The 11,203-nt window shown below is 72.7% G+C and carries 7 protein-coding genes; 4 read left to right on the forward strand and 3 right to left on the reverse strand.

What is annotated here, in order from left to right; translation table 11 throughout:
• Together ABD308_RS34680 and ABD308_RS34685 are read right to left on the reverse strand one after the other, a co-directional pair.
• Positions 1-398: lamin tail domain-containing protein (locus ABD308_RS34680; protein WP_344343869.1), on the reverse strand; the 398-nt coding region annotated here is incomplete at its 3' end.
• A 207-nt stretch (positions 399-605) separates the two neighbouring features.
• Positions 606-1,595, reverse strand: coding sequence for a helix-turn-helix transcriptional regulator (locus ABD308_RS34685; protein WP_344343871.1), 990 nt, complete (start codon positions 1,593-1,595; stop codon positions 606-608).
• Between the two features lie 344 nt (positions 1,596-1,939).
• On the opposite strand from ABD308_RS34685, the gene ABD308_RS34690 reads away from it, so the two are divergent.
• The 3 genes from ABD308_RS34690 to ABD308_RS34700 all read left to right on the forward strand — a co-directional run bounded on the left by ABD308_RS34690 (position 1,940) and on the right by ABD308_RS34700 (position 8,871).
• Positions 1,940-2,146: a hypothetical protein gene (locus ABD308_RS34690; protein ID WP_344343873.1), complete on the forward strand. Its 207-nt coding sequence runs from the start codon at positions 1,940-1,942 to the stop codon at positions 2,144-2,146.
• Between the two features lie 7 nt (positions 2,147-2,153).
• On the forward strand, positions 2,154-2,432 hold the full coding sequence (locus tag ABD308_RS34695) for a hypothetical protein (RefSeq protein WP_344343875.1): 279 nt from the start codon (positions 2,154-2,156) through the stop codon (positions 2,430-2,432).
• Between the two features lie 241 nt (positions 2,433-2,673).
• A complete protein-coding gene (locus ABD308_RS34700) occupies positions 2,674-8,871 on the forward strand; it encodes a DNRLRE domain-containing protein (protein ID WP_344343877.1) in 6,198 nt (2,065 codons plus the stop codon).
• Positions 8,872-8,978: 107 nt separating this feature from the next.
• On the opposite strand, the gene nicT is transcribed toward ABD308_RS34700, so the two are convergent.
• Complete coding sequence (gene nicT, locus ABD308_RS34705; RefSeq protein ID WP_344343879.1) at positions 8,979-10,082, reverse strand: Nickel transporter NicT; 1,104 nt, start codon at positions 10,080-10,082, stop codon at positions 8,979-8,981.
• 180 nt (positions 10,083-10,262) lie between these two features.
• On the opposite strand from nicT, the gene ABD308_RS34710 reads away from it, so the two are divergent.
• Complete coding sequence (locus ABD308_RS34710; RefSeq protein ID WP_344343881.1) at positions 10,263-11,192, forward strand: hydrolase; 930 nt, start codon at positions 10,263-10,265, stop codon at positions 11,190-11,192.
• Positions 11,193-11,203: the final 11 nt, after the last annotated feature.

Genomic DNA, 11,203 nt, shown 5'->3' on the forward strand with positions numbered 1-11,203 from the left:
GCCCGGCCGCCGCGGCCCGATGGACCGGCAAGGGACTCAGCGTCGCCCGCCGCCTCGGCGACCAGGTAGCGCCCGCCGGGGGCGATCGACCCGGTCAGCGGGGTGACGCCCCACTGGGAGCTGGGGCCGGGGGCGGCGGATATGTACTGGACGCTCCAGCCGTCGAGGCCGAAGGCGGCGCCGCCCTTGTTGGCCAGCTCGACGAAGTCGTTCTTCAGGGTGGCGCCCGAGTTGCCGCCACCGCCGTAGACCTCGGCGATCAGCGCGTCGGCGGAGGGCGCGGCCACGGCGGCCGGCAGCGGGGCCAGCACCAGGGAGGCGGCCAGACCGGCCGGGACGACCGCGGCGCGCAGCAGGGCGCGCCGGGAGCGCGGACGGGGAGCAGTGGGGGTGGTCACCGGAACGGGACTCCTAGCTGTGGGTGAGGGTCGGTCGGCCGGGCGCACCGCGCGCACTGCCCCGCTACCCGCGTAGAAAGCCGTGCGGAAGCCGGGAACGCCCCCGCAGCGCCCAAAGATACGCGCGTAGAAAATGACCGGACAAGAGCCCGGAAGTGAACTTCTCCGTGACGTCCGGCGATCGTCGCCCCGAGGCCGTGACGGCCGCTACAGCCAGCCCCGCTGAGCCGCCTTCAGGCCCGCCTCGAAGCGGCTCGCCGCCTCCAGACGCTCCATCAGCGCCGCCATCTGCCGGCGCACCGTGCGCACCGAGACGCCCAACCGCTTGGCCGCCGCGTCGTCGGTCAGCCCGGTGGACAGCAACCGCAGCAGCTCGCGCTCGCCGGGGCTCAGGCCGGTGGCGGCGTCCTCGGGGCGGGGGTCCCCGCCGAGCGGCAGCGCGGTCTCCCAGGTCTGCTCGAACAGCGCGACCAGCGAGGCGACGATCCCCGGCTCCTCGGTGCACAGCGCGCCGGCCCGGGTGTTCTCCGGGTCGATCGGCACCACGGCGGTGGTCCCGTCGAAGACCAGCATCCGCGGCGGCAGCACCGGGGCGGTGCGCACCCGGCCGCCGAGGCCGGTCATCCACTGGGTGTAGGCGAAGGTCTCCGGGTCGTTGCGGACGCTGTCCTGGTAGATGGTGCGCAGGCTGACGCCGCGCCGCAGGGCGTCCTCGTCGAGCGGGCGGGAGGCGGCCAGGCTGGCCGCGGACTGCGCGCCGCCGGGCATCACGCCCAGGCACTCGGTGGTCAGCCGGGCGGTGAGCACCTCCAGCTTGGACTGGATGGCGTCGAGGCCGACCAGCCGCTCGCCGCCGTCCACCAGGGTGGCCGAGCGCAGCGTGGCGTACTCCGCGACGGCGCGCGCCACGGCGGCCTTGGAGACGGCCAGCTCCTGCTGCCGGCGTGCGAGTTCCTCCTCCTGACGGCGCAGCAGCAGTTCCAGTCCGCGCTCCGGACTGACCGGCCACAGGGCGCCCGGTCGCTCCCGGGAGGCGCGCAGCAGGGTCAGGTCGGCGAGGCGGTCGAGGGCGGCCCGGACGACGGGTTCGGAGACGTCGAGGCGTTCACAGAGTTCGGCCACTCCGCCCTCCGGGTCCGCGAGCATCTCGCGGTACACGGCTTCCGCGGCGGCGTCCAGGCCCAGCAGTTCCAGCACGTCAACGACCCCTGATCGTCACAGCATCGCCCCACACGAAAAAGTTCCGGTCCGACCCACCGGCACCCGATCCTTCCGCCGGTGATCCGCGCCCACAAGACGTGATCCGGTCACCCGAGCAGAACCGGACCATCCGGTCTGTTCTGCGAACGGCCTGGACGAACCGCGCCACCCCCCGAGCGGGGCCCGGGGCTTGCAGCATGCTGCCAGGCCGGATGCTGCAAGCCGATCACCCTCCCCCCGCGGGGCCCGCGCCGGAAGTATTCGTTCTGCGCCGCGCACCGCACCACGCACCACGCACCACGCACCCGCCCTGAACCGCCCTGCACAGAACAGGACCCGCCGTGCCGAAGCCCGTCCGGCTGCTCGCCGTCACCGCCCTCGCGCTCACCCTCGCCACCGTCGCCGTGCCCGCCCTCACCGCCCCGCGGTCCGCCCCGGCCGCCGCCGCCCCCGCCGTCGCCGCGCCCGCCGGCGGGTCGGTGATCGGCTGGGACGCCCCCGGCATCGGCTGGGACGGGCCGAACGCCCGGATCATCGGCTGGGACTGACCGTCCGATGTTCGCGGTCCATCTGAACCTCCTGGACGTCTCGACCGCGCCGACGGGCGGGGCCGGGGCCGGGGCCGCCGACGTCCAGGGCGCCCTGTGGGCACGCGCGGTTCCGGGCGACGGCCTGGAGCACGTGCGCGCCCGCTCCGTCCCGGGAGGCGTCGGCCTGGTGCTCTACGTCCGGGCCCCGCACCGGGAGGCGGCCGAGCTCAGGGCGTACGCCCTGCTCGACCGGGCCCTGGCGGAGGGCCCCGCGCGCCGCTACGCGGTGGCGGCTCCACCGTAGGCCGCAAGGCCCTCCGCCAGACGCTTCCTGACCTTCCGTCCACTTTCGGACGGGTTGCCCTCTCTCGCAAACTTGGCCGATTCATGCCTACGGGCATGACCAAGCCTTTACTGACATGCGCATGCCCATAGAGCTCCCTGCGCCGGGCCCGGTCCCCATCCGGGCCTGCGCAGCCATGCCCCGGGCCGACGCGCGCCGTCGTCGCCGTTCCCCCCCTCACTCAAGACCGTCGAGGAGCCTCATGTCCTACCCGACCGGCACACCACCCCGGCCCCGCGCCGGGGGCGCCGTGCCAGCCGCCGCCCGCCGCCGCAACAGAGTGCTGCGCAACACCGCCGTCGCACTCGCCGTGGTGCTCTCCGCCGATGCCGCCGCCGTCATCATGACGACCGGCCAGGCCGTCGCCGTCACCCCCGCTTCCCCGGCCCCCAAGGCCGACCGGGCGCTCGGGGTCGCCGAGGCCAAGGACATCGCCACCGCCCACCTCAAGGCCCGGCTGGAGAACCGTCCGATCGAGGTGGTCGACGAGCGCACCGAGTCCACCACCACCTGGATCAACCCGGACGGCACCACCACCCTGGACATGGCCACCGGCCCGGTCCGCTACAAGGACAAGGACGGCCGGCTCCAGCCGATCGACGTGACCCTGGCCCAGCAGGCCGACGGTTCCGTCAAGGCCAAGGGCCACCCGCTCGGCCTCACCCTGGCCGGCGCCACCCCGCCGCCCGCCGCGTCGAAGTTCAAGGCGGCCGGCGCCCCGGCCGGTGACCAGCGGGCCCCGTCCGTCCCCCTGGTCTCCCTGGACAACGGCGCCGGCACCAGCATGTCGCTGTCCTGGCGCGGCACCCTGCCGGCCCCCGTCGTCGAGGGCACCCGGGCCCGCTACCAGAACGCGCTCACCGCGACCGACCTGATCGTCGAGTCCACCCGGACCGGCTTCGAGCAGTTCCTGGAGCTCAAGGACCGCTCCGCGGTCGGCGCCAACGGCACCGTCACCATGACGCTGGACGCGGCGGGCCTCCAGGCGCGGCACAACGCGGACAACTCGGTCTCCTTCCTCGACCCGAAGACCGGTGAGGAGAAGGGCCAGCTGCCCGCCCCGGTGATGTGGGACGCGCAGGTCGACGAGCGCAGCGGCGAGCACACCCACACCGCCCCGGTGGGCCTGAAGGTCACCCAGAACGGCGACGCCGTCGACCTCACGCTCACCCCGGACGCGGCGTTCCTCAACGACCCGAAGACCCGGTACCCGGTCACCGTCGACCCGGCGGTCAACATCGGCGTCGGCTTCGACACCTTCGTCCAGCAGGGCTACGGAACCGACGTCTCCGGACAGACCGAGCTGAAGCTGGGCAACAACGGCTCCGGCCAGGTGGCGCGCTCCTTCCTGCAGTTCCCGATGGCCAAGATCAGCGGGAAGCAGATCACCAGCGGCAAGCTCAACCTGTGGAACTTCCACAGCTGGTCCTGCACGGCGAAGAGCTGGGAGGTCTGGGACACCGGCACCGCCACCACCGCCTCCCGCTGGACGGCGCAGCCCGGCTGGAACAAGAAGTGGGCCTCGTCCACCACCACCAAGGGCTTCTCCAGCTCCTGCAACGACGGCTGGGTCAACCAGGACATCACCGCCCTGGTCAAGGCCTGGGCGGCGAACGGCAACGCCAACAACACCCTGGGCATCCGGGCCACCGACGAGAGCGACCCGTACGGCTGGAAGAAGTTCAACTCCGGCAACGCGTCCGCCAACACCCCGTACCTCTCGGTCACCTACAACACCCCGCCGGCCGTCTCCACCCTGCTGAGCCCGGCCAACGGCGCGGTCAGCGGCGACGCCACCCCGACGCTGTCCGCCAAGGCGACCGACCCGGACGGCGGCAACGTCGTCCTGGACTTCGAGATCTGGGCCGCCAACGGCACCGCCGCCCTGCAGTCCGGCCACAGCGCCTGGGCGGCCTCCGGCTCGACGTTCTCCTGGACGCCGACCACCGCGCTGGCGCCCGGCTCCTACAAGTGGCGCTCCCGCTCCGGGGACGGCACCGTCAACAGCGCCTGGTCCGGCTTCCGCACCTTCACCGTCGACACCGTCGCCCCGGGCGCGACCGCCATCGGCTCCGGCGACTTCCCGGCCGGCCAGTGGGCGGGCACCCCGGACGCCGCCGGCGACTACAGCGGCACCTTCACCTTCACCCCGCCGACCGGCGACGTGAAGGACGTCCAGTACAAGCTGGACGGCGGCGCCTGGGTCACCGCGGCCACCACCGGCACGCCGGTCACCGCCAAGCTCACCTTCAAGGCGGGCGCCCACACCGTCACCGCGCACAGCCGGGACGCCGCGGGCAACGTCTCCGCCGACCGGACGTACACCTTCTACGCCGGCAAGGGCTCCGCCCTGGTCGCCCCCGGCGCGGGCGAGCGCCCGGCCCGCCGCACCTCGCTGCAGGCCGAGGGCAACAGCACCTACACCGGTGTGCGCTACCAGTACCGCCGCGGCGAGACGGACGCCTGGAAGGACGTCCCGGTCGCCAACGTCAGCACCACCGGCGGCCAGCCGGTGACCGCCTGGCCGCATCCCTCCCCCGGCGGCAAGCCGGCCCCGCTGACCTGGAACATCACCGACACCCTGGCCGAGAACGGCCCGGTGGACGTGCGCGCGGTCTTCACCGACGGCACCGCCACCGACGCCACCGAGCCGAACACCGTCACGGTGGACCGCAACGCCGGCACCTCGCCGGAGACCACGGTCGGCCCCGGCCGGGTGAACACCCTCACCGGTGACCTCACCCTCTCCGCCTCCGACGCCGAGGGCTTCGGCCTCAGCGCCGAGCGCTCCTACTCCTCCCGCCGGCCGGCCAACGGCTCCGCCCAGGAGGGCCAGGCCGCGATCTTCGGCCCGCAGTGGAGCGCCGGCACCACCGCCGAGGGCGCCGACACCGCCTACACCCACCTGCGCAAGACCTCCCCGACCTCGGTCTCGGTGGTCACCTCCGAGGGTGGCGAGACCGGCTTCACCGCCACCGGCTCCGGTGGCTGGAAGCCCGAGCCGGGCGCCGAGGACCTGACCCTGACCGGCGCGTTCACGGGCGCGTTCACCCTGAAGGACACCTCGGGCACCACGGTCTCCTTCGGCAAGGTCGACCCGGCCGCCACCACCTGGCAGGCCACCGCCACCTCGCTGCCCAGCCAGAACTCCACCACCTCGGTCGTCTCCGAGAAGGTCGTCTCCGGCGGCAAGACCCTGGCCCGTCCCAAGCTGGTCGTCGCACCGCTGTCGGCGACCGCCTCGGCCGACTGCGCCGCCGTGCCGTCCACGGCCGGCTGCCGGGTCCTGGAGTACGTCTACGCCGACGCCACCACCGCGACCGCGTCCGCGCTGGGCGACGTCGCCGGCCAGGTGAAGCAGATCCGCCTGTGGTCCACCGAGCCCGGTGCCGCCGCGGCCACCCCCGTCGTCATGTCGCAGTACGCCTACGACGACCAGGGCCGGCTGCGCGAGGTCTGGGACCCGCGGATCAGCCCGGCGCTGAAGACCGCGTACACCTACGACGCGGCCGGCCGGGTCACCACCGTGACCGACCCCGGCGAGCTGCCGTGGACCCTGGCCTACGGCAAGGCCGGCAACGCCGCCACCGCGGGCGAGGGCATGCTGCTGAGCGCCTCCCGTCCCACCCTCAAGCAGGGCACCAAGGACGTCACCGACGGCACCGCGACCACCTCGGTCGTCTACGACGTCCCGCTGAGCGGCGCCAACGCGCCGTACCCGCTGGCGCCGTCCGACGTCGCGGCCTGGGGCCAGACCGACGCCCCGACCGACGCCACCGCCGTGCTGCCGCCCGACGCCGTCCCGCCGACCCACGACGGCAAGGCGCTCGGCACCGCCGGCTACAACCGCGCCTCGGTGACGTACACCAACGCCTCCGGCCGCGAGGTCAACACCGCCACCCCCGGCGGCGGCATCACCACCACCGAGTACAACGCCTACGGCAACGTGGTGCGGACCCTCTCCGCGGAGAACCGCATCCTCGCCCTGGCCACCACCGGCAACGACCTGAACAAGCTGCGGGCCCTCGGCATCGCCGGCCGCTCGACCGCCGACCGCGCCCAGGTGCTCTCCGAGCTCTCGGTGTACTCGGCCGACGGCAAGCGGCTCACCGACCAGTACGACCCGCTGCGGCTGGTCACCCTGGAGCGCGACCTGGCCGCCTCCGGCACCTCCCCGGCGCTCACCGCCGGGGCCGAGGTCGCGGCCCGCGCCCACACCGTGACCGCCTACGACGAGGGCCGCCCGGCCAACGCCGCGGTCAGCGACCAGGTGACCTCGGTGACCGTCGGCGCCCGGATCGACGGCTACGCCACCGACGCCGACACCCGCACCAACGCCACCGAGTACGACTGGGCCCAGGGCCTGGCCACCCGGACCGTCCAGGACCCGGCCGGCCTGAAGATCACCACCAGCACCGGCTACGACGCCAGCGGCCGGGTGACCTCCCAGAGCCGCCCGAACTCCACCGGCACCGACGCGGGCACCACGGTGACCACGTACTACGAGGCCACCGGCACCGGCCCGTGCGCCGGCCGCCCCGAGTGGGCCGGCCTGGTCTGCTCCACCGCACCGGCCGCGCAGGTCACCGGCGGCGGCGCCAACCCGCTCCAGCTGCCCACCAAGACGTACCAGTACGACCGGCTGGGCGCCACCACGCTCCTCACCGAGACCGCCAACGGCGTCACCCGCACCACCGGCCGCACCTACGACGCCGCCGGCCGCCCGCTGAAGGTCACCGTCACCGGGGGCACCGGGACCGCCGTCCCGGAGACCGCGCACGGCTACGACCCGGCCACCGGCCAGCCGTCCACCGTCTCCAACGGCTCGACGACCGTCACCCAGCAGTACGACCGGCTCGGCCGCCCGGTCTCCTACGACGACGGCACGGGCAGCGTCACGACCGTCGAGTACGACAAGCTCGACCGCGTGGTGAAGAAGTCCGACTCGGTGCCGTCGACCACCACCTACGGCTACGACACCGCCAAGGACCCGCGCGGCCTGCCCACCTCGCTGACCGACTCGGTCGCCGGGACCTTCAACGCCGCCTACGACGTCGAGGGCCGCCTGCTCACGCAGACCCTGCCCGGCGGCAACCTGCTGACCAACACCTACGACAGCCGGGGCATCCAGACCGGCAAGACCTACACCGACCAGGCGGGCACCGTCCTGCTGGCCGACACCGCCGAGTACACCGTCCACGGCCAGCAGGCCGGCCGGACCCAGACCGACGGCAACAGCACCGCCGGCGTCTTCACCTACGACGCCGCCGGCCGCCTGACCAAGGCCACCGACAGCACCGGCCTGGCCTGCGGCACCCGGTCCTACACCTTCGACAAGAGCAGCAACCGGACCAGCCGCACCAGCGTCACGGACGACTGCGACCCGGCCACCGCCGACGCCGCCACCTCGACCGACACCCACGCCTACGACACGGCCGACCGCCTCACCGGCACCGGCTACGCCTACGACGCCTACGGCCGCACCACCACGCTGCCCAAGGGCACCCAGCTGAGCTACTTCGCCAACGACCTGGTCCGCGGCGAGGCCCTCGGCGACACCCGGCGGACCTGGGACCTCGACGCCACCGGCCGCCTCGCCAAGGCCACCACGGAGACCAAGGGCGCCGACGGCGCCTGGGCGATCACCGCGCTGACCACCAACCACTACGACGGCTCCGAGGACACCCCGAGCTGGTCCGCGGACGCGGCGGGCCGGATCGTCCGGCACGTCCAGGACCTGACCGGCCAGCTCACGGCCGCCACCGGCACCGACGGCGGCGCGGTCCTCCAGCTGACCAACCTGCACGGCGACGTCTCGATCCAGATGTCCCCGGACGGCACCCAGGACCTCGCCGTCTACCACTACGACGAGTACGGCAACGTCGTCGACGCGACCGGCACCACCGCGTACGGCTGGCACGGCGGGCAGCTGCGCTCCGGCGACACGCTCAGCGGCCTGGTCCTGATGGGCGTGCGGGTGTACGACCCGACCACCGGCCGGTTCCTGCAGACCGACCCGCTGCCCGAGGGCTCGCCCAACCAGTACGGCTACCCGGTCGACCCGATCTCCATGGAGGACCTGACCGGTCTGGCCTGGTACAAGAAGTGGACCGCCTACTTCAGCAAGGCCGGCGCCGCCAAGCTGGCCAAGCAGCTGAAGACCGCCAGCACCGTCAGCAAGATGGTCGGCCTGATCGTCGGGTTCTTCCCGCACATCGCCGCGAAGATCATCGGCGGCGTCCTGAAGGGCTTCGGCTGGCTGCTGAAGAGCTGGAGCAAGGGGATCACGCAGGCGAACAACCGCCGCGGCAGCCGCGGCGTGAGCATCACCGTCGGCCTCTGGCGCAGCCGCTTCTTCGGAGTGCCCTACGGCAAGTCGGAGATCCGCACGCGCTACTGACAGCACAGCACGCACGGAAGGGCCGGCCGGCCCGGGGGTGAGCCCCCGGGCCGGCCGGCCCGCGTCCTGCGCCGTCCGGCCTACCCGGCCTATCCGGTCTACTCGGCCTACTCGGCCTTTTCGGCCGCCGCGGCGGTGAGACCGGCCGACCACTTCTCCTCGACGTTGCCGAACTTCCAGTAGGCGATCGCCGCCGCCCAGGTGAGCACGAAGAGGCCGACGATGGCGTAGCCGACCAGGTCGAGGTTGAGCCCGCCGATCCAGGCGACCGGCCCGCTGCCGATGTCGAGCTTCTCGCCGAGCAGCCCGACCAGCTCGATCGAGCCGATCACCAGGGCGACCAGCACCGACAGGCCGGTGACGGTCAGGTTGTAGTAGATCTTGCGGACCGGCTTGGAGAACGCCCACTCGTAGGCGAAGTTCATGAACGAGCCGTCGATGGTGTCCAGCAGGCTCATGCCGGCGGCGAACAGGACCGGCAGCACCAGCAGCGCGTACCAGGGCAGCTGGAACGCCGCCGCGCCGCCGGCCAGCACCAGCAGCGACACCTCGGTGGCGGTGTCGAAGCCCAGGCCGAAGAGCAGGCCGACCGGGTACATGTGCCAGGGCTTGGTGACGGCCTTGGTGACCCGGCCGAGGATGCGGTTCATGAAGCCGCGCTTCTCCAGCTGCGCCTCCAGCTCCGCCTCGTCGAACTCGCCCTCGCGCATCCGGCGGAACACCTTGAGGATGCCGTTGAACGCGCCCAGGTTGATCAGGCCGAGGGCGAGCAGGAAGGTGCCGGAGACGGTGACGCCGATCAGGCCGGTGGTCTCGTGCAGGGTGGATTCGTCCGACTCGATCTGCCCGGCCAGCGACCGGATGCCGAAGGCGAGCAGCGCGCAGAGGCCGAAGACGATGGACGAGTGGCCGAGCGAGAACCAGAAGCCGACCGACAGCGGCCGCTTGCCCTGGCCCATCAGCTTGCGGGTGGTGTTGTCGATGGCGGCGATGTGGTCGGCGTCGAAGGCGTGCCGCATGCCGAGGGTGTACGCGGTGAGGCCCATGCCGGCGCCGAAGGCCTGGCCGCCGATGTCGTAGTGCTCGGGCGCGACGAGCGCGAGCAGGGTGAACCAGCCGATCACGTGCAGGGCGAGGATGAAGCCGCCCATGCCTGCGAGGCGGATCCACTCCTCACGGGTGAGCCGGTCGCGCCAGCGGGGGCCGGTCATCGGGGGGTCCTTTCGTGGGGGCGTCAAAGCCGGGCCATCTTTCCCCCTGCCGGTAATTAGTTGCAAGTCGTGTGCAATTACGAATCGGTCACCGGATGGCGGGCGAACAGGGGGAGGACGGAGGATGATGGGAGTACCGGCCTCACCTCCCGCGCGTTCGTCTCCCGGGAGGTACCGCTCATGTCCCGCCTGAGCACGGCCGCCGCGCTGCTCGCGACGGCCTTAGTCACCGTCGGCCTCACGGCGCCCGGCGCCCCCGCCCCCACCGCCTCCGCCGCCCCCACGGTCCACCGGGTGCTGTTCGACAACAGCAAGGCCGAGACGGCCGGCAACGCCGACTGGATCATCTCCACCGCCCAGCCCGACCCGCTCGCCCAGAACGCCCACCCCACGGCCGACAAGGACTGGACCGGCGCCCTGTCCTCCTGGGGCGTGGCCCTCCAGCAGACCGGCGAGTACAGCCTGAAGACGCTGCCGCCCGGCGGCGCGTTCACCTTCGGCACCGCCAACCCGCTGGACCTCGCCAACTTCGACACCGTCGTGATCGACGAACCGAACATCAAGTTCACGGCGGACGAGAAGGCCGCCCTGATGCACTTCGTCCAGAACGGCGGAGGGCTGTTCCTGATCTCCGACCACACCATGAGCGATCGCAACAACGACGGCATCGACTCGCCCGAGATCATCAACGACCTGTTCACCGACAACGGCGTCGACAACAGCGACCCCTTCGGGTTCAGCGTCGACCTCGCGAACGTCCACAACGAGAACCCGCGCGCCGTCGAGGACCCGTCCGATCCGGTGCTGCACGGCCCGTTCGGCACCGTCACCGGCTCGATCATCCGCGACGGGACCACGATGACCCTGCACCCCGACGCCAACCCGACGGTCAAGGGCATCGTCTACCGGCCCGGCTCCTCCGGGAACACCGGCGCCTTCTTCGTCACCAGCACCTTCGGCGACGGCCGGATCGCCGCCTGGGGCGACAGCTCACCGCCCGACGACGACACCGGGCAGCCCCACAACAACCTGCACGACGGCTGGAACGACCCGGCCGGCACCAACGCCGCCCTCGCGCTCAACGCCACCGCCTGGCTGAGCAAGGCCTGACGGCCCCCGCG

This window comes from Kitasatospora putterlickiae (assembly GCF_039527695.1).
GTDB classification, from domain to species: Bacteria; Actinomycetota; Actinomycetes; order Streptomycetales; family Streptomycetaceae; genus Kitasatospora; species Kitasatospora putterlickiae.